The 19,641-nt window shown below is 40.0% G+C and carries 22 protein-coding genes; 11 read left to right on the top strand and 11 right to left on the bottom strand.

Annotated elements, in window-relative coordinates; genetic code table 11:
* Positions 1-69 precede the first annotated feature (69 nt).
* From ACULLG_RS13155 to ACULLG_RS13145, 3 genes are all read right to left on the bottom strand, one after another.
* On the bottom strand, positions 70-678 hold the full coding sequence (locus ACULLG_RS13155; RefSeq protein ID WP_452127259.1) for a tRNA (guanine-N1)-methyltransferase: 609 nt from the start codon (positions 676-678) through the stop codon (positions 70-72).
* Positions 679-786: 108 nt separating this feature from the next.
* On the bottom strand, positions 787-2,235 hold the full coding sequence (locus ACULLG_RS13150) for a glyceraldehyde-3-phosphate dehydrogenase (RefSeq protein ID WP_452127258.1): 1,449 nt from the start codon (positions 2,233-2,235) through the stop codon (positions 787-789).
* Positions 2,236-2,365: 130 nt separating this feature from the next.
* Positions 2,366-3,760, bottom strand: a complete 1,395-nt coding sequence (locus tag ACULLG_RS13145) for a S1C family serine protease (RefSeq protein ID WP_452127257.1) — start codon at positions 3,758-3,760, stop codon at positions 2,366-2,368.
* Positions 3,761-3,893: 133 nt separating this feature from the next.
* Between ACULLG_RS13145 and dapF the strand changes: the two genes are divergently transcribed.
* The 4 genes from dapF (at position 3,894) to ACULLG_RS13125 (ending at position 7,028) form a co-directional block, all read left to right on the top strand.
* Positions 3,894-4,667, top strand: coding sequence for a diaminopimelate epimerase (gene dapF, locus ACULLG_RS13140; protein ID WP_452127256.1), 774 nt, complete (start codon positions 3,894-3,896; stop codon positions 4,665-4,667).
* Complete coding sequence (locus tag ACULLG_RS13135; protein ID WP_452127255.1) at positions 4,661-5,194, top strand: GNAT family N-acetyltransferase; 534 nt, start codon at positions 4,661-4,663, stop codon at positions 5,192-5,194. Before dapF ends, ACULLG_RS13135 begins: the two co-directional genes overlap by 7 nt.
* Positions 5,184-6,227 (top strand): endolytic transglycosylase MltG, encoded by a 1,044-nt coding sequence (mltG, locus tag ACULLG_RS13130; protein WP_452127254.1) that lies wholly within the window; start codon positions 5,184-5,186, stop codon positions 6,225-6,227. Before ACULLG_RS13135 ends, mltG begins: the two co-directional genes overlap by 11 nt.
* Positions 6,228-6,386: 159 nt before the next feature.
* A complete protein-coding gene (locus tag ACULLG_RS13125; protein WP_452127253.1) occupies positions 6,387-7,028 on the top strand; it encodes a hypothetical protein in 642 nt (213 codons plus the stop codon).
* A gap of 49 nt (positions 7,029-7,077) precedes the next feature.
* Here the strand turns inward: ACULLG_RS13125 and ACULLG_RS13120 are convergent, their stop codons facing one another.
* From ACULLG_RS13120 to dnaA, 3 genes are read right to left on the bottom strand one after another with little or no spacing between them, the layout of a single operon-like run.
* A complete protein-coding gene (locus ACULLG_RS13120) occupies positions 7,078-7,806 on the bottom strand; it encodes an SAM-dependent methyltransferase (RefSeq protein WP_452127252.1) in 729 nt (242 codons plus the stop codon).
* Positions 7,807-8,259: a low molecular weight protein-tyrosine-phosphatase gene (locus ACULLG_RS13115; protein ID WP_452127251.1), complete on the bottom strand. Its 453-nt coding sequence runs from the start codon at positions 8,257-8,259 to the stop codon at positions 7,807-7,809. It abuts the gene before it with no gap.
* A 9-nt stretch (positions 8,260-8,268) separates the two neighbouring features.
* A complete protein-coding gene (gene dnaA, locus ACULLG_RS13110; protein ID WP_452127250.1) occupies positions 8,269-9,693 on the bottom strand; it encodes a chromosomal replication initiator protein DnaA in 1,425 nt (474 codons plus the stop codon).
* Between the two features lie 203 nt (positions 9,694-9,896).
* Here dnaA and ACULLG_RS13105 point away from each other — a divergent pair, with 203 nt between their 5' ends.
* Positions 9,897-10,295, top strand: a complete 399-nt coding sequence (locus ACULLG_RS13105) for an acyl-CoA thioesterase (protein ID WP_452127249.1) — start codon at positions 9,897-9,899, stop codon at positions 10,293-10,295.
* Positions 10,296-10,363: 68 nt separating this feature from the next.
* Here the strand turns inward: ACULLG_RS13105 and ACULLG_RS13100 are convergent, their stop codons facing one another.
* From ACULLG_RS13100 to ribD, 4 genes are read right to left on the bottom strand one after another with little or no spacing between them, the layout of a single operon-like run.
* Positions 10,364-10,969, bottom strand: coding sequence for an IMPACT family protein (locus ACULLG_RS13100; protein WP_452127248.1), 606 nt, complete (start codon positions 10,967-10,969; stop codon positions 10,364-10,366).
* Positions 10,969-11,832, bottom strand: a complete 864-nt coding sequence (locus tag ACULLG_RS13095) for an EamA family transporter (RefSeq protein WP_452127247.1) — start codon at positions 11,830-11,832, stop codon at positions 10,969-10,971. The genes ACULLG_RS13100 and ACULLG_RS13095 overlap by 1 nt, the downstream gene beginning before the upstream one ends.
* The gene (locus tag ACULLG_RS13090) at positions 11,832-12,434 is read right to left on the bottom strand and encodes an HAD family hydrolase (protein ID WP_452127246.1); all 603 of its coding nucleotides are present in this window, start codon (positions 12,432-12,434) and stop codon (positions 11,832-11,834) included. The genes ACULLG_RS13095 and ACULLG_RS13090 overlap by 1 nt, the downstream gene beginning before the upstream one ends.
* The gene (gene ribD, locus ACULLG_RS13085) at positions 12,427-13,479 is read right to left on the bottom strand and encodes a bifunctional diaminohydroxyphosphoribosylaminopyrimidine deaminase/5-amino-6-(5-phosphoribosylamino)uracil reductase RibD (protein ID WP_452127245.1); all 1,053 of its coding nucleotides are present in this window, start codon (positions 13,477-13,479) and stop codon (positions 12,427-12,429) included. The genes ACULLG_RS13090 and ribD overlap by 8 nt, the downstream gene beginning before the upstream one ends.
* Positions 13,480-13,508: 29 nt before the next feature.
* On the opposite strand from ribD, the gene ACULLG_RS13080 reads away from it, so the two are divergent.
* The 5 genes from ACULLG_RS13080 to ACULLG_RS13060 are packed head-to-tail and all read left to right on the top strand — an operon-like array spanning position 13,509 to position 17,776.
* Entirely contained in the window at positions 13,509-13,994 is a 486-nt protein-coding gene (locus tag ACULLG_RS13080; RefSeq protein ID WP_452127244.1) for a GNAT family N-acetyltransferase, read from the top strand.
* 1 nt (position 13,995) lies between these two features.
* The gene (gene prmC / locus ACULLG_RS13075) at positions 13,996-14,892 is read left to right on the top strand and encodes a peptide chain release factor N(5)-glutamine methyltransferase (RefSeq protein ID WP_452127243.1); all 897 of its coding nucleotides are present in this window, start codon (positions 13,996-13,998) and stop codon (positions 14,890-14,892) included.
* The gene (ligA, locus tag ACULLG_RS13070) at positions 14,889-16,889 is read left to right on the top strand and encodes an NAD-dependent DNA ligase LigA (RefSeq protein ID WP_452127242.1); all 2,001 of its coding nucleotides are present in this window, start codon (positions 14,889-14,891) and stop codon (positions 16,887-16,889) included. Before prmC ends, ligA begins: the two co-directional genes overlap by 4 nt.
* Positions 16,886-17,467: a M23 family metallopeptidase gene (locus ACULLG_RS13065; protein ID WP_452127241.1), complete on the top strand. Its 582-nt coding sequence runs from the start codon at positions 16,886-16,888 to the stop codon at positions 17,465-17,467. The genes ligA and ACULLG_RS13065 overlap by 4 nt, the downstream gene beginning before the upstream one ends.
* Positions 17,468-17,476: 9 nt before the next feature.
* The gene (locus ACULLG_RS13060) at positions 17,477-17,776 is read left to right on the top strand and encodes a hypothetical protein (protein ID WP_452127240.1); all 300 of its coding nucleotides are present in this window, start codon (positions 17,477-17,479) and stop codon (positions 17,774-17,776) included.
* A gap of 53 nt (positions 17,777-17,829) precedes the next feature.
* Here ACULLG_RS13060 and ACULLG_RS13055 read toward each other — a convergent pair whose 3' ends face one another.
* Positions 17,830-19,299 (bottom strand): T9SS type A sorting domain-containing protein, encoded by a 1,470-nt coding sequence (locus ACULLG_RS13055; RefSeq protein ID WP_452127239.1) that lies wholly within the window; start codon positions 19,297-19,299, stop codon positions 17,830-17,832.
* A gap of 105 nt (positions 19,300-19,404) precedes the next feature.
* Here ACULLG_RS13055 and ACULLG_RS13050 point away from each other — a divergent pair, with 105 nt between their 5' ends.
* Positions 19,405-19,581, top strand: coding sequence for a hypothetical protein (locus ACULLG_RS13050; RefSeq protein ID WP_452127238.1), 177 nt, complete (start codon positions 19,405-19,407; stop codon positions 19,579-19,581).
* Positions 19,582-19,641: the final 60 nt, after the last annotated feature.

Genomic DNA, 19,641 nt, shown 5'->3' with positions numbered 1-19,641 from the left:
ATAGTATAAAGATACCTTAAGGTGTTGTGTTTTTATCAGGTTGAAAAAGGTTCTTGGAGACTTAGGTTGCTATTTGTTTTTTTGCCTGTTCAGTTCGTCTTGCAATTGGCGACTGATTTTTTGTTCCCGCTCCAAAGCACGTCTGCGATGCTGCTCATATTCCTTTTCCAAATCAGCCAAAGCCGTCTTGGCTTGATGCGTAAGAAAATTACTGTTTCTAAACTTATAGATGAAAAATATAAGGAACAAAAACAAACCAAATATAATGGACCACAAAATGAGCTTATACGTTCCTTTACTGACCAAAGCTCCAAAGAAGGACATGCTGTCTTTTTCTTCGGTCACATTGTTTAAATTATTTGTGGTTTCCTGTAATTTGGAATTAAGATCTTCAATTTCCGAATTGTTACTGGTAATTGTAGCGGATAAATCCTTGATAGTGGCGTTGGCCGTATTTATGGAATCAAAAATGTTTTGTTTGATTCTATAGAGATCACCGATTTTAACAACTTCATACCGAATACCATTGGCCCTATAGTTGCCTGATTTTCGCTCCAATTCTGTAAACTGGCCTACCAAGGTTTCATCTTTGGTAGTTTGGGCATCTTGTTGTTGGGCAGTTATTGTGCAAAAAGAGGTTAGTAGGGTAAGGGTAAAAAGAATTCGTAAACATTTCATGGTCAAAGCGTGTTTTATTTTGATTAAGGGTAGGGCGAAATTACGCCAATAAACTAAAAATCAAAAGAAAATCATGAATACTCGACTCGTACGGCGAGAAATTTAATTCTAATAATAGGTATACCTTCTAACCTTGGCAATATACTTTGCCAATCTAATTACTTGATGGGAATAACCATATTCATTATCATACCATATATATAGAACGATACTTTTTCCATCCGAAGAGACTAAAGTTGCCTTGCTGTCATAAATAGATGGGGCAGAGGCACCTACAATATCAGAGGATACCAACTCATTGCTCAACGAATATTTTATCTGTTCCACCAAATCGCCTTCTAGGGCATACTTCTTTAAAATGGTATTGATGCTTTCTTTGGAGGTCTTGTTTTTTACCTCAAGATGCAAAATGGCCAAAGATCCATTGGGTACGGGAACCCGAATTGCATTGGAAGTCAATTTTCCCTTTAGGGAAGGTAGCGCCTTGGCAACAGCTGCGCCGGCACCAGTTTCTGTGATGACCATATTTAAGGCAGCGGCACGACCTCTACGGTACTTTTTGTGCATGTTGTCCACCAAATTTTGATCATTGGTATAGGCATGAATAGTTTCCAAATGCCCTTTTTTGATTCCCAAAGAATCTTCGATGACTTTTAAAACAGGAGTAATGGCATTAGTAGTGCAAGAAGCTGCTGAATAAATCTTGGTTTTATCGGGATCAAACTCGTTCTGGTTTACACCATGTACAATATTGGGAACTTCTTTTCCTGGAGCAGTGAGCAGCACTTTGCTAGCTCCTTTCGCTTCCAAATGTCTCGATAGAGCAGTCTTATCTCTAAATGCTCCCGTATTGTCTATGATTAGAGCGTTATAAATGCCATATTTTGTATAATCTATGGACTCTGGTTTATCAGCAACGATAAATTTAACGGTGGTTCCGTTTACGATTAGGGCTTCATTTTCCACATCAATATCCACAGTTCCCAAAAATTGCCCATGTACTGAATCGGTTTTCAATAAGGCTGCCCGCTTTTCAAGGATTTCTTCATTGATTTCCCCTCTTACAACAATAGCTCTCAACCTTAACTGGCTTCCCCTACCTGTTTTTGCCATGAGTTCACGAGCAACCAATCTGCCAATTCGGCCAAACCCATAAAGAACTACGTCTTTTGGTTTTATTTCCTTGGAAGAGTGGGCATCTTTTAATTTCTCTACAACAAATGCCTTTACATTTAGGTGGTTGTTATCATCAGAGTGGTATTCATAGGTTAGTTTACCAATATCCAATTTTGCAGGAGGAAGGTTAATGTCATTTATAGCCCTAAGAATTTCCACAGAATCAAAAATAGAAATTGGCTTTTGAACAAATTCACCAGCATATTCATGTAAATTGATAATGTCACTGACATTTTTATCAATAATCTGATTTTTGAAAAGCACAACTTCAATGGCTTTGTCATACCACAGGTCGCTAATAATTTTAATAAACTCTGTGGTAGCTTTTCTTCTATCTGCTTGAAATGCTAGTTCCTTTTCGTAAGACTTAATATCACTCATGGATTTTGGTTGAAGGTCTCCCTTAAATTTTCGGCAAAATTATATATTTCAAACGTTTTCGTGAAAGAATGTTATAAAAAAAAATGACACCCTATCCAGAGTGCCATTTTTCCTTATGTTTTTAATAATACTATTGCAAAATTAAGCGTTCTTTTTCGCCTTTTTCATTGATCATGGTAAAACTGGTTCTTCCATATTTTGAAATTTCATCAAAGTGCTCCTTGGCATCATCTATGTCATCAATTTCATTATCGCCCACAGCGATTATTATTTTGTTTTCTAGGCCATATCGTTCATAACCTTGGGGTACATCAATGATTTTCACCCCTTTCTTCGTCCCATAGATTCTTTTGTCTTTGTCAGATAGGTTTTTGACTGTGAACCCTGTATTTGGGAGAATGATTGTCTGGTCCTTTTTTAAAGTGACTTTTTTGGTCAACTTATTTCCTTCTCTTTCAACAGTAACGTTGATCACATCACCAGGACGCTTAGAGCGTAAATAACCGGTTAGTTCTGAAAATTTACGAACGTCAATATCATCCACTCTTTTAATCACATCACCCTCTTGCAGTCCAGCGGCCTCAGCACCAGAATCATCGGTAACTTGTGAAATATAAACTCCTTCAATCTCATCTAAACCAAGTTCTGTCGCACTTTGTGGGTTTAGGTCGCCACCACGAATTCCCAATAATCCGCGCTGCACATTGCCAAACTCCATAATGTCCTCAACCACTTTTTTTGCAATATTACTGGGAACCGCAAAGGAATATCCAACGTACGAACCAGTTTGGGAAGTGATTGCGGTGTTGATTCCAATAAGATCTCCGTTAGTGTTAACCAATGCGCCACCACTGTTTCCTGGATTCACTGCAGCATCCGTCTGAATAAAAGACTGTTGGCCTAAAGTAAGAGATCGCGCTTTCGCACTAATAATTCCAGCGGTTACCGTGGAGGTTAGGCTAAAAGGATTTCCAACAGCCAATACCCATTCTCCAACACGGGAATTGTCCGAATCGCCAAAGGCCAAGTAGGGCAGTGGTCTATCAACATCAATTTTTAAAAGTGCAATGTCCGAACTGGTATCTGTTCCTATGACTTCTGCCTCGTATGTTTTTTTATTGTTTAAAGAAACTTCCAATTGACTTGCATTTGCAATGACATGATTATTGGTGACTATATATCCATCAGGAGAAATAATCACACCGGATCCAGTTCCTATTTGTGGGGTTTGTTGACGTTGGGATCCATAAAAGAAATCAGCTAGGCTTCCTGAACCTTTACTAATACTTAGATTTTTTACATGTACCACGGCATTGACCGTCTTTTCGGCAGCTATGGTAAAGTCCACCTCATTTATTCCGGCTCCTTTTGCAGAGGTGACCGCAGTGCTCGTTCTTACGAACGGGGTTACTTGCGTTGAATCGACTATTTCGTAGGTATTTTTTTCAAAAAATAATTTATATGCTCCTAAGGTAATTGCCCCTGCAAATAACGATACAAGGAACAAACTGGCTATTTTCTTCATATTTCAATAATAATTTAACATTCCGGTTCAACAAAATTAAATGAATTCGTTTTCCACTTGGTCGGTTTAACTCGTTTTTAACTACAAAAAATTCCTTAAAGAATACCCTATATTTGTTCCTTTGTAAGCAATTATGGTACTTCAATTTTTCAAATATCAGGGAACAGGTAATGATTTCATTGTAATCGATAATCGTCAACATGTTTTTCCCAAAAACGATACCAAATTGATTGCAAAACTTTGTGATCGAAGATTTGGTATAGGTGCAGATGGACTTATCTTGGTTGAAAATGACCAAAAATCAGATTTTAACATGGTTTATTACAATTCTGATGCAAGCCAAAGTCTTTGCGGAAATGGAGGAAGGTGCGCAGTTGCTTTTGCCTATTATTTGGGAATGATTGGCAAGGAAACCACTTTTAATGCCATTGACGGATTGCATTTTGCAACCATTGAAGGAGATGAGGTGAACCTGAAGATGGGAAATGTTGAAGAAATCAAAGAAAAATCAACCTATACCTTTTTGGACACTGGATCGCCCCATCACGTGCAACTTGTTGATAATCTGGAAGAGGTGGATGTGAAAACCATTGGCGCCAAGCTTCGTTACGGAATGTACGGAAAGCCGGGAAGTAACATAAACTTTGTTTCCCAAATAGAGGACAATACCTTTAAGGCCCGAACTTATGAACGTGGCGTTGAAGATGAAACCCTTTCCTGTGGCACCGGGGTCACTGCTGTGGCCATTGCCATGCATAAAATGGGAAAAACAACTTCAGATAGGGTAAAAATCAATATGCCTGGAGGTAATTTATCTGTGAGCTTTAAACAACAAAATGGTTCGTATACCGACATTTTTTTGAAAGGACCGGCCAAGCAGGTGTATAAAGGAGAATTGGAATGTTAGATTTAAAAGGAAAACAGGTTTACCTAAGGGCGTTGGAACCAAAGGACCTTGAATTTCTCTACCAGCTTGAGAACGATACTTCCATTTGGGAAATCAGCGGCACTTTAAAGCCGTATTCGAAAAAGGTGCTACGCCTGTATTTAGACAATGCCCATCGTGATATTTACGATGTAAAACAGCTTAGATTATGCATTTCAGACATGAAAGACAATTGCATAGGGCTCATTGATTTGTTTGATTTTGACCCGAAGAATAAAAGAGCAGGAATCGGAATTGTTATTGCCAAATCCGAAGATAGAAACAAAGGATGGGGCGCGGAAGCACTTTCTCTGCTATGCAATTATGCTTTCACAATTCTTGATCTGCATCAATTGTATGCCAATATTTTAGAAGAAAATGAAGGAAGTATCCATCTTTTTGAAAAATTGGGTTTCAAAAAAATTGGACTTAAAAAAGAATGGATCAGAACTAGTAATGGATTCAAAAACGAAATAATGTTCCAAAAAATCAATTCAAGTGTATCTTAAAAAAATACTTTGGGCGGTAGCCATTATAGGACTTTTGATCTGTGGATTTGTGGTATACCAGATATACAGTGCCATTTTTAGCGCCAATACACAGTTCAGCAATGAGGAGGCTTATGTTTATATTGCTACTGATGCTTCGATGATGGAAGTAAAACAAAGTCTGGAACCATTATTAAAGGATATTTCAACCTTTGAATCCGTGGCGGACAGAAAGGGATATTCCTCAAACATCAAAGCAGGGAAGTATGCCATTAAAAAAGGCATGAACAACAATGAGATCATCAATACCTTACGGAGTAAGAACCTTCCGGTAAAAGTTTCGTTCAACAATCAAGAACGATTGGAGACCTTGGCGGGTAGAATTTCCCTTCAAATTGAAGCCGATAGTCTTTCGCTGCTCAATGCTTTCAGTGAGGTTGGGTTTTTGGAAGCGTCCGGATTTAATGAGGACACCAAATTATGTATGTACCTGCCCAATACGTACGAGTTTTTCTGGAATACCAGCGCCGAAGATTTCAGGGACAGAATGCTGAAGGAATACCAAAGGTATTGGAACGAAAGTCGGATGGAAAAAGCCAAACAATTGAATATGAGCCCTACTCAAGTTATGTCATTGGCTGCTGTAGTTCAAAAAGAAACGGTTAAGACAGACGAAAAACCAAGGGTTGCGGGCGTATATCTGAATCGTATACAGAAAAGAATACCCCTTCAGGCAGACCCAACGGTAATTTATGCCATCAAAAAGGAAACGGGAAATTACGATACTATTATAAAGCGGGTGTTGTATAGAGATTTGGAAATGGAATCTGCTTATAATACCTATAAATACGTTGGTGTGCCGCCGGGCCCAATCACCATGCCCGATATTTCCTCTATTGAGGCAGTTTTAAATCCGGAAAAACACGAATATCTCTACTTTGTGGCCGATGTTTCCAACTTTGGATACCATATTTTCGCTAAATCCTTAGCGCAACACAACCGAAATAAGGTACAGTACATCAAATGGCTCAATGCTAAAAAAGTATATAGATAGTGTTGTTTGGCGTTAATTTTCAGCTATTTAACGTAATTCGAACCATATTTAAGAAAATCTTAGGAGCTTTGACCTTGTTAATCTAATGTCTCCCCCTATATTTGCCGGCCAAATTTGATTTCATTGTTTTTCGGCAATGAGACATTAAAAATTTGAGTTATGAAAAGATGGATAAGTTTTATTTTACATCTTGCCATGATTGTAATTTTAACGAGCTTTGTTTCCTATACGGCAACAAAACAGTTGGATCTTAAGATTCCGGACTCGTTAAAAGTTGTGACCAATCAAGAGGTCTTTGTGCTTCAGGATTCACTTACCTCGGAAAGTACCTTGGTCAACCCTCCCTACTTAGGAAATGCTTACAATGGTTTTAAGGAAGCCCTTGCGTTCAAGGAATCGCAAGGAAGATATGGTGTGGTCAACACTTTGGGCTACCTTGGAAAATATCAATTTGGATTGAGCACTTTAAATCTTATGGGTGTTTACAATGCCAATTCTTTTTTGAATGACCCCAAACTTCAAGAAAGAACTTTCGAGACCAATATTGCTCGAAACAAATGGATATTGCGACGCGATATTAAGCGTTTTAACGGAAAAAGAATCAGAGGTGTTGTTATAACCGAGTCCGGGATTCTGGCAGCAGCACATTTGGCCGGGGCCGGGAACGTTAAAAAATACTTGCGCTCATACGGCAAAGATGATGTAGCGGACGCTTATGGTAGCAATATTTCATATTACATGAGAAAATTTGCCGGATATGACATTTCAACAATCCAGCAAAAAAGAAACGCAAAAGTTTAAATAAGTATTTACGATTTGGTTAGAGGCCCAGGATTTATTCTGGGCTTTTTTATGCTTGAATGATAAAAATAGTAGGGCGCTTGTTCAAATCCAGCTCAATTTCCTTCCACTCATGTATAATTTTGGTCTGAATAAATTCCGTGGGAAGGGTGATATCCGAAGCAATACAAAGTCGGGTGCTTTTGTGTAAAATTCTGATGAGCTCTTTAAGTAGTTTGTCATTTCGGTAAGGGGTTTCCATAAATATTTGGGACTGCCCTTTTTCTTTGGAAAGTCTTTCCAAACTTTTGATCATCGCCTTTCGTTCCCCAGTATCAATGGGCAAATACCCGTTGAAGGCAAAATTCTGCCCGTTCATTCCGCTGGACATCATGGCCATTAAAATAGAGGAGGGGCCAATTAGCGGAACAACTTGTATTCTTTTTTCATGGGCCACTTTGACAACCGCGGCTCCAGGATCTGCAATCCCGGGGCAACCTGCCTCGGACAGGATTCCAATATTGTGACCGTGTATGCATGGATCTAAATAGGATGGTATTATTGCCGGGTCGGTGAATTTGTTCAGTGATTCAATATGTAAACTTGGTTGGGGCTTATTAGGGCTTATTCTTTTTATAAACCTTCGGGCGGTTTTTTCATTTTCCACAATATAATGGTCAATGTTCTCTATCGCCCTTTTAATGGAAATTGGCAGTACTTCCAAAGGAGCATTATCGCCCAAGGTGGTCGGTATCAAATAAACTTTTCCCGAAACAAGACTTGGTTTTGCCTCTTCCATTTAGTTCAATCTTTTTGCGATGGCTTCACATGCAAGGTCGACCATTTCGTAGACTTTTTCAAATCCATCCGAACCACCATAATAAGGGTCAGGTACTTCACTCAACCCAAAATCAACTTCATCCAACAAAAGTTTGACCTTTCTTTCATCTTCCTTGCTACCAGCAAGCTTTATGATATTTGAAAAATTACTTCTGTCCATGGCATAGATATGATCAAATTCTAGAAAATCGGCCTCAGAAAACTTCCGACATTTTTGCGTGCTTATATCAAGTCCGTATTTTTTAGCCACGGCAATCGACCGTTCATCAGGTGGATTTCCCACATGGTAACCCGCTGTTCCAGCTGAATCAACAAAAATCTTGTCGGGGTCAACTTTGGATTTCAAAACCCCCTCTGCCAAAGGTGACCTGCATATGTTTCCAAGGCAGACCATCAAAACTTTGGTTTTCATGAAATAAAATTAGGAGAATTTTTTATTCAGATCCTCAATATACTTTCTGAACTGTTTGTCTGTTTCTGCAAGATTGTCAACTGTTTTACATGCATGCAATACCGTAGCGTGATCTCGCTTTCCTATTTGCGAACCTATACTGGCCAAGGAGGCCTTCGTGAATTTTTTGGCAAAGAACATGGCTAATTGTCTTGCCTGAACAATATGCCTTTTTCTGGTTTTGGATTGCAAGGTGGCCACATCCATTTCGAAATAATCCGAGACCACTTTTTGGATGTAGTCGATAGAAACTTCTCTTTTGGTGTTTTTTACAAACTTTTCCACTACTTGCTGGGCCAATTCCAAAGTAACTTCCCTTTTGTTGAAGGAAGATTGTGCAATCAATGAAATGATGGCACCCTCCAGTTCACGAATGTTGGTCTTGATGTTCTTGGCCACATGATCAATGATGTCTTCGGGCATTTCAACCCCATCTCGATACAATTTATTCTTTAGAATCGAAACCCTTGTTTCGTAATCAGGGCTTTGCAGTTCTGCAGAAAGTCCCCATTTGAATCTTGACAACAGGCGTTGCTCAATATCTTGCATATCAACCGGGGCTTTGTCAGACGTTAGTATGACCTGCTTGCCATTTTGGTGCAAATGGTTGAATATATGAAAGAACACATCCTGTGTTCCTGATTTACCAGATAAAAACTGGACATCATCAATAATAAGCACATCGATGAGTTGGTAAAAATGGATAAAATCGTTTCGAGTATTCTTTTTTACCGACTCAATATATTGTTGGGTAAATTTCTCGGCAGAAATATAAAGTACAGTCTTTTCTGGATACTTATCCTTAATTTCAACACCAATGGCGTGTGCCAAATGTGTTTTGCCCAATCCTACCCCTCCAAAAACCAATAAAGGGTTAAACGACGTTCCTCCCGGCTTATTGGCAACTGCCATACCGGCAGAACGGGCCAACCTATTTGAATCTCCTTCCAGGAAGTTTTCAAAATTGTAGCTTGGATTAAGCTGTGATTCAATCTTTATATTTCGAATACCTGGAATGACAAACGGATTTTTTAACTCAGGACTTTTTGAAGTAATTGGGACATCCAGTTCTTGAGGGCCTACTGCAGTTCGGTTGGAACTTGGAATTTGCTCTGTGAACGGTTCCTTGTTTCCGTACTTGTTCTCCATCTTAATGATGTAGATGAGTTTGGCATTATTTCCCAACTCCTTGGTCAAAGCAACTTTTAAGAGCTTTACGTAATGCTCTTCGAGCCACTCGTAGAAAAATTTACTTGGAACTTGAATGCTAAGTGCTTTGTCCGTTAACTTGATAGGCTTAATAGGTTCAAACCAAGTTTTGAATGCCTGCGGTTGGATATTATCCTGGATAAAAGCCAAACAGTTGTTCCATACGGAATTTGCAGTAACACTCATAAAAGTCTTTCCTTAGTTTTGTTGGTTAGCTTTAAGCTTTTGGTTCAAACATCGGACGGGAATCAGATGCTTTTTGATTGCGACAAATATGTGAACAAATCTTTGAAAAAAAAAATGATTTTAGGGTTGAATATTCTGTTTTTTTTTCTCATGTTTCCTTAACGGTAACCAAGACATTAAATATATAATTTTTCAGCAAATATATGCGCCAAAATTCCTTTTCTTTTCGAGTTAGATATGGTGAAACCGACCAAATGGGAATCGTGCATCACGGCAACTATGCACAATATCTGGAAATGGGAAGGATAGAGTGGTTAAGAACGGTTGGAACCTCTTATAGAGCGATGGAGGAAAATGGAATCATGCTCCCTGTAATTTCCTTACAAATTAATTATAAAAAATCCGCACTGTTTGATGACCTACTTACAGTGGAAACCACAATCAAAAAACCGCCATTGGTGAAGATTGAATTTGATTACAAAATATTTAATGAATCAAATGAGTTGTTGTCCACGGCAAACACCGTTTTGGCATTTATGGATAAGAAAAGTAGGAAACCCATAAAATGTCCTGACTATATTTTGGAAAAACTGGAATTTTAGATGTCTGATGTCTGATGTCTGATGTCTGATGTCTGATGTCTGTATTGAAGGTATCTGGAACTGACCCACTATTTCACTACAACCCCCACGCCCTGCATTTCTTCAAAAATTTGAGCAGTTTGTTCTGCCTCGCTTTCACGCACCGAAATAATCAATTCGCATTGCAGCTCCATTTTTTGCGAGACTATATTGATGTCTTGTCGTTTAATGGTCCGCATTACCTTATCCATTTCCGGATAGCCAAATTTCAATGTAAACCGAGTTTCTATTGTTTTTTGAACTATCGAAGCACCTTCCAGTGTCAATTGTGCAGCAGAGCGATACGCTTGAATTAATCCACCAACACCCAATTTGGTGCCACCAAATATTCGGACAACCGCTACAAGTACGTTGGTGACCTCAAAAGATTGAATTTGGCCATAAATGGGCATTCCGGCAGAATTGTTCGGCTCTCCATCGTCGTTTGCTCTGTATTTTGTGCTCTTTTCGCCCAATTGCCAGGCATAACAGACATGATTTGCCGTGTGGTGTCTTTTCCGTAATGATTCGATAATGGGTTTTACATCCTCTTCCACGGAAATCGGAAATGCATATCCATAGAATTTACTCTTTCTATCCTTATAAAGGATTTCAGGAGCTGGTTGTAAAAGTGTTTTATAGGTATCTTCCTTCATCAAAATAGTGCCACCAAAACAATACTTACAACCGCAAGAGCAATTCCTCCCCAATTTCTTGGGCTCATTTTTTCCTTAAATAATAGGATGCCCACAATTGTGGTCAACATAACAATGGCCACATTGTTCAAGGTAAAGATGGCCGCACTGTCCAATCCCCCATGTTGAAGGGCCTTCAGCAAAAAATAGATGGAGAAGTAATTAGGGATTCCAAGGAAAATTCCGCCCAAAACATTTCTCGAACTGAATTTCAATCCATGTTGAAATGCTTTGATTCCAATTGCGAAAAATCCGGTAAGCGCAGCAAAACCAAACAGCATGGCCGAAAAAATGGAAATTTCTTCAGAATCAAGGTGACTGGCTTGAAAATATTTGATACTGGCATCGATAATTCCCGATCCTAGAAATACCAAGAGGGGTAAAAGCAATGTTTTTTTTGAGATGGAAACATTCCCTCCCTTGATCGAAGCAAAATATACCGCGGCCAATGCCAAAAAGATTCCAAAAATCTGAAGCGCCGATAGTTTTTCCTCATACATTACCACCCCAAAAACCACAGGAACGACCAAAGACATTTTTGTGGCCACAGATGCCACTGAAACCCCTGCAACCTGTGAGGTTTTTGCCATAAGGTTGAACACCACTATGAAAAACATACCCAATGCCACAGCTCCTAAAAACCATGACTTACCAACCATTTCATTATAATGAAATGAACTTTCGGAAAGCAACAAGCCTACAGCACACGCCACTACATAATTAACTACAATAGCGTAAAGTGTTTGCACTTTGTAGACAGCAAAAAGTTTAAAGATTACAAAAATCATAGTGGTGCAAAGCACGCTTAAAACCAAATACAGCATTATAGACGGGATTTTAACTCGGTTACATCTTCTTTTTCAACCTGCAAATTCCAAACATGAATCCCAAGGGTTGAGGCTGTATCCGTATTTTCTTTAGAATCATCAATAAAAAGGGTTTCAGATGCTACAAGATTATCTGCATTCAGCACAAATTCAAAAATTTCGGCATCGGGTTTGCGCATTCCCATTTCATAACTCAGATGAAAAGTTTCGAATGCATTTTTAAATCGGTTGAATTTTTCCCTTCCCATATATTGTTTTACATATTCAATGTGAATGTCATTGGTATTACTCAACAAGAACAAGCGGTAATGGGATTCTTTGGCCAGTTCCTCCACAAAATCCAAACGGGAATCGGGAAAATCCTTGAGTATGGCATTCCATGAATCAATAAGTTCATTCTGGGTGGCTTTTGGAAAAAAAGCGGACACTTTTTCCAGGAAATTGGGTGAAGTGATCAATCCTTTTTCGTAATCTTTAAAAATGGTGTCAAGTTCTGGGGTCAGGTTTTCAAATCCGAATTTTTCCATAGCTTTCGCCGTGGCAGGTTTGTCCAAGTCTATAAAGATGTCTCCAAAATCGAAAATAATGTTCTTAATCATTCGTATACGTGGCTAAAGTGTCTGTTAAAATAAGATTGTTTTCTTTTAGTTTTCCTGAAATTTTTGGGGCAAGAATTCCATTTCCAAAAGAAGTAGTTCCTTTAAATACTCTGGCTTCGTCCCATAAGTTTTCTTCAAGGAAAGTTTGAAGCGTTTGCGAGCCTCCTTCAACCAACAAACTTGTAATGTTGTGTTTGTGCAATGCTTTGCAAATTTGCGAAGCCAAAGGCTTCGAGAAATCGATTACTTCGTAATCTACTTTATCAAAGTATTTTTCTTTATTCTTTATTTGGGTGATTACAATAGTTCTGACGCTACCGTCCATCACATGAAATTCTTCGGGAATCCTTAACCCGCTATCCAATATCACTCGAACGGGATGATTTCCTTTCCAGTTTCGTGCTGTCAATTTTGGATTGTCTTCCAAAACGGTATTGGTGCCCACCAAAATGGCCTGTTCTTGACTTCGCCATTGGTGTACCAATTGTTTGGAGTACGAATTTGTTATCCAAAAGGGCTGTGGACTGGTTTTTCTTTTTGAAGGGTTGGGTGCAATAAACCCATCTTTGCTTTCGGCCCATTTTAGTACTATGTGGGGTCGATGCTCTTCATGAAAAGTCAAGAAACGTCTATGGTGCCATCGACATTCAGATTCAAGGATACCAAGTTGAACGTTACAACCTGATTGCCGCAATTTTTCAATGCCTCTTCCTGAAACCTTCGAATGCGGGTCTTTCAGTCCTATTACAACTTCTGGAATTTGGTGCTTCACAATCAAATCAGCACACGGTGGTGTCTTACCGTGGTGACTGCAAGGTTCCAGGGTGACATACAAAGTGGATTTTGAAAGCAGGGATTTATCTGTAACACTTGCTATTGCATTGACCTCGGCATGATTGCCTCCGTAGGGACTTGTAAAACCTTCGCCGATAATCTTGTCCTTATACACAACAACACTGCCAACCATGGGATTTGGTGCCGTATATCCGAGTCCTTTTTTACCCAATTCGATACACCGCAACATGTATTTTTCATGTATCTTCACACGACAAAAATAGGATAATAAAATGCAATATGGATGATGTTGTTATTCGGGAGATAACCCCTGAGGACAATGAAAAGGTTGCCGTGTTGATACGTGAAGTTTTGTTGGAAATGGGAGTGCCTAAAATTGGGTCTGCCTACGCTGATAAAGCATTGGATAATATGTATGAGACCTACAATATTCCACGAGCAATTTATTTTATAGCTGTTGCAGCTGGACAGATTATCGGATGCGCGGGCATAGCACAACTCGATAATTACGAAGGCAATGTTTGCGAACTTCAAAAAATGTATGTGTCTTCCGAAGCTAGGGGAATGGGGCTTGGTACAAAACTTATTACTGTTTGTCTAAAGAAAGCAAAGGAGTTTGGTTTTGAACAATGCTATCTGGAAACCATGCCCTATATGAAAGCCGCTCAAAAACTCTACAACAAAAATGGTTTCGAATATTTGGAAGAAAGAATGGGAGATACCGGTCATTATGCCTGCCCCGTTTGGATGATTAAAAAGCTATAGGGTGCTATTACGGGAAATCAAGGACATATTTCATAAAGAACTGGACAAAATCTACTCGGTAGAAGAAGTAAACACATTTTTTTATTTGACTATAGAACATTATTTAAAGTTGGAGCGGTTTGTTTTGGCAATTCAACCTAATTTCAACCTCACCAAAGAAGAAGAACAACCTCTTTTTGAAGCATTGGCGCAGTTAAAACAAGAAAGACCCATACAATATATATTGGGGAAGACCCATTTTATGGATTTGGAATTTCTAGTAAACGAAAATGTACTTATCCCCCGGCCCGAAACCGAAGAGTTGGTACGGTGGATTTTGGACACTGAGCGTAGCCGAAGTGTCATTTCGACTCCGCTCAATGACCATTCTTTACAAATTCTTGATATTGGAACTGGCAGCGGATGCATTGCCATCGCATTGGCCAAAAACCTTCCGAATGCAAAAGTGTATGCGTTGGATGTTTCGGAAAAAGCCCTCAAGGTCGCCCGACAAAACGCAGCAGTAAATGAGGCAGAGGTTACATTTCTGAAAGGAGACATCCTAGACCCCCAACTTGAACTTGAGTTTGAGTTTGGACTTGAACTTAAGTTTGACATCATCGTATCCAATCCACCCTACGTTCGGGAGCTCGAAAAGAAGGAAATGCAAAAAAATGTTGTGGAACACGAACCCGATTTGGCCCTTTTTGTACCAGATAACGATGCGTTGCTATTTTATAAAAAAATCACCCAGTTTGCCCTAGAGAATTTAAACAATAAGGGTTTTTTGTTTTTTGAAATCAACCAATATCTCGGAAAGCAGACGAAAGCGCTTTTAGAAGCGCATAATTTTTTGGAAATTGAACTGCGAAAAGACCTATTTGGAAACGATAGGATGCTTAAAGGAATGAAACCATGACCATCCAAGAAAAAATCACCTCCCTTCGGGATGAATTAAGACTTCACAACCATAACTATTATGTGTTGGATAAACCAACCATTTCCGATTATGAGTTCGATATAAAATTAAAGGAACTTCAAAAACTGGAAGAAGAGCATCCAGAATATTATGATGCCACTTCACCGACACTAAGGGTTGGGGGAGCTGTCACCAAAAATTTTGAGACCATTCAGCATGAACACCGAATGTATTCGTTGGACAATTCCTACTCCAAAGACGATTTGGAAGATTGGGAAAAACGCATCCAGCGCATTTTGGGAGACGTTCCGGTTGAATTTACCTGTGAACTAAAATATGATGGGGCTTCCATTAGCCTAACCTACGAAGACGGAAAGCTGGTCAGGGCGGTCACTAGGGGCGATGGCTACCAGGGCGATGATGTGACCACAAATATCAAAACCATAAAATCGGTGCCTTTGCAATTGCAAGGGGATTATCCACCAAAATTTGATATTCGGGGAGAAATCATTCTGACCCTTGAAGGATTCGCTAAAATGAACCAAGAACGCATCGCCAATGGCGAAGAAGCCTACATGAACCCACGAAACACAGCTTCCGGTAGTTTAAAACTACAAGATAGCGCTTTGGTTGCCGAGCGTCCGTTGGAATGTTTATTGTACAGTATCGTAGGGAAAAATTTGAATATTAGCTCCCAGTTTGAAGTTTTGGACAAAGCCCGAGCTTGGGGATTCAAGGTGCCTACGGTGGCAAAACTTTGTAAAACTACCGATGAGGTCATGCAGTTTGTGGAGCATTGGGACGTACATCGACACGACTTGCCCTATGAAACGGATGGCGTGGTCATAAAGGTGAATAGTCTCAGATATCAAGAAGAATTGGGCTATACCGCCAAAGCTCCAAGATGGGCAATGGCCTATAAGTTTAAGGCCGAGCAGGTATCCACAGTTTTAAATGAGATTACCTATCAAGTAGGTCGAACCGGAGCCATAACCCCGGTAGCGAATTTGGAACCTGTGCTTTTAGCGGGCACAACTGTCAAAAGAGCTTCGCTCCACAATGCGGACCAAATTGAAAAGTTGGACATTAGGGAGGGAGATACCGTTTTTGTGGAAAAGGGAGGCGAAATCATTCCTAAAATAATCGCGGTCGATTTTACAAAGCGGCCCACAACATCCACCCCAACAAAATATATTGAGCAATGTCCTGAATGTGAAACAGCATTGATTCGCAAAGAAGGCGAAGCACAACATTTTTGTCCAAATGACACCGGTTGCCCTACACAGATAACTGGACGCATCCAACATTTTATTTCTCGAAAAGCCATGGATATTGAAGGGATGGGAAGTGAGACGGTGGAGCTATTGTTTAAAGAGGGTCTTATTGAAAACTATGCCGATTTATACACTTTAACCAAAGAACAGGTAATGCCCTTGGAACGCATGGCTGAAAAATCGGCCGAAAATTTGGTGAATGGGGTAGCCGCTTCCAAGTCTATTCCCTTTGAAAGAGTGCTTTTCGCATTGGGGATTCGATATGTGGGTGAAACTGTGGCCAAAAAGCTGGCCAAGGCCTATAAAAATATTGATGCCTTGAGGGCTACTTCGCAGGAAGCTTTGATAGCTGTTGATGAAATAGGGGAACGAATCGCTGAAAGTGTGGTGCAGTTTTTTGAGGACCCAACCAATGTGGAAATCGTAGAGCGGTTAAAATCATATGGGTTACAATTTTCGCTTTCCGAAGAACAGCTGCAAAATCAATCTGATACATTAAAAGGACAAACGTTCGTAGTTTCAGGAGTATTTGAATCCATCGGAAGGACCGAATTAAAGAAATTGATTGAGGACAATGGAGGAAAGGTGGCTTCGTCCATATCCTCCAAGACCAGTTTTTTGGTGGCAGGTGATAAAATGGGGCCTAGCAAAAAGACCAAAGCTGAGAATTTGGGTGTCCCCATCATATCAGAACAAGAATTTTTGTCCAAATTGGATTTATGATTACCAATACGACCAGACGTTTTTGGTATTTTCTCCTGACCAGCTTTGCTTTTTTGGTACGCTATCGCTATATAAAAAAATGGTTTTGGCTACCCTTACTTATAGTTCTTATTGGATTTTTGTTGCCCCAGTCCATGATTATTCCCGTAGAAGGCGCCAGTACAAATAGTTGGGATAAAAATTCTTTTTGGGCCTATCCCTGGGGAAGTTCTGTCACTCATAAGGGCATCGATATTTTTGCTGACAAAGGTACTCCGGTAATTGCATCAACCTATGGAATTGTGGTATATACACACGAAGGAGGCAAGGGAGGAAAATCTGTTATGGTTTTAGGGCCAAAATGGCGGTTCCACTATTATGCACATCTGGATGAGATAAAGACATTTCCCTTAAAACCGATAAAAAAGGGTTCGGTTTTGGGTACGGTGGGCAATACGGGGAATGCACAAGGGAAACCGGCCCATCTTCATTATGCCATAACCACACCTTTTCCGTATGTACATTTAAAGGATTCGGAAGCCGTTCAAGGTTGGAAAAAAATGTTCTATTTAAGTCCTGATACTTGGCTCCGTCCATAACTTTATAAAATGATTCCAAAGGATTACAGCTCTTTTCAAGAAACTATGGATTTTCCAAAACCAAATGCAGAATGGCCAGAGGCTTTGCAAGCTTTATGGTGGGATGCAAAAGGAAATTGGAACGCTTCACACAACATAGCTCAGGACTTGCACACGGAAATGGGGAGTTGGATTCACGCGTACCTTCATCGGAAGGAAGGTGATAAATGGAATGCGGGGTATTGGTATCGACAGGCTGGCAGATCATTCCCCGCGTGTTCATTGGAGAAGGAATTGGAGCAAATGGTTGAGTATGTATTAAACCAATAAAAAAATGCCGGGCAATTTGCCCGGCATCTTCTTTAACAGCTAGTTTATTTGAGTTACTGCTTATAAATTTTAACTACTTCCGACGTATTGTCGTCATAGGTCAATTGTAAAATATATAGTCCAGATCTTCCCCTGAAATTGGAAAGGTCTATGGTAGCGTCTGTCCCACCTCTAATTTTTCCTGCCGGAACTGCATATTGACTTCCGGAGAAATCGGAGAGAGAAGCTTTTTTAATTGATCTACCTTCTGCCAGTGTTATATTCACGTTTGTGGTAAACGGGTTTGGATATAGTGAAACCACATTTTCAGCTCCAGCCAAAGGGTCATCTCCACCATTTCCATCGTTGCTGCGGTCTTCCATTACCTCTCTGTTTACCTTGCCATTCCAGCCTAGGTCATCAAAAAGGGCTAAGGTAAGTGCGTCAGGACCTGCAAATGAAAGTCCTCGGAACAAAAACGGAACCATTAGACCATTAGGTCCTCCGGCATAGGTTACAAAGTCGAAATGAGAATAACTGGACCCAGGTAACCAAACATCGGTTAGTCCCGGAATATCTCCAAATATCTCTGAGTCAAGAATAGTAAAAAGTTGCGCACCTTTTCCATTGGAGGCGCCCTTTATGTTTGGTCCTTTGGCAGTAAGTGGACCAGAAAGCAATACATCTCCCAATTCTGTGGTAAAGTTGCCGTACCGGTTTTCCTTAAGGATGGACTTTCCATCAGCCGAATTGGCCAAACGATCATAAATGGCCGGGTATATTGGATTTGGAATCCCGAAACCATAGTCGCCAATACCACTTGCATTGTCAACAAACATAGATCCAAAGAAACCGAGACCATGTCCAAGCTCGTGCAAAACAACCGTTTTAAAATCGAAATCGCCGGCAGGGGTATTTCCATCTGTTCCGTAATACCAATTTGGGAAAACAGTGCTGAAATTGGCTACGATATCATAAAGCCCTGGGCCTAAATCTTCTCCGCTTAACTTATCTGCCAATGCATTTCCGTACCAAGTATTTCGTTCCAATCCTGGTGAGTTGGCATAGATGCGCGTAGGACCGGCTGAACCCAAAACACCTGGATCCAATTGTCGAAATACAGCGGCCACAAAAATAGGCTCATCAGAAGATAAACTTGCTGCCCAAGCATCCACTGCGGACTGAAAAGCTGTTGCTGCTATGATAAAATCTGCTTGAGGAAAAGTAGGGTCAAAGTTGTAATAGTCAACAAAAATTGTAGCACCGCTCGGTGCTTTTTTTGATGTAGAAGCAACTTTTTGTGCCCCATTCATCTTCAGTCCCGCTTTGGAACTTCCCATTTGATGGTGGCCAACGGCCACTGCATCATGTGAATGGATATTACATGCAATATCTCCATTTTCGTTCACCGTTAGCTGACTAACGGGCCCAGGCAAGGCATATTCGCTTTGCGCTTGGGAAAATGAAACCAAAAACAGGGTTAGGAAGATGGAGAGTAATATTGGTAATTGTTGGGTTTGTGGGGTAGTAGTCTTTTCTTTCATATAGTTATGTTTATGTTAAGGTTCGCACGTAAAATACAAAAATTGTTAAAAAATTAACAAGTAAATGAAGCAGTTTTTTTCAATCCAAGTGATTTTACCGATGAAATGCACGTAAAAGCGGATTATTGGTTTTTAATAGGTTGGTCAGAACAGCAAAATATTCCTCAGAATATTAACCTTGGTGCCGATGATATGATTTATTGCGATGATGGAGTCGCGGCAAGAGATTCCTTGATCAATGACCATGGTTGGACTATAACGGGAGACTCCGAATGTAATTAATGGATTTTAGAACTTGATGAAGGCGCCAAAAAGGATAGTTTTTGGCGTTTTTTTGTTGGC

Source organism: Flagellimonas sp. 2504JD1-5, assembly GCF_053618295.1.
Note: the sequence above shows the minus strand (reverse complement) of the source record. Positions and strands in the feature narration are given on the sequence as shown.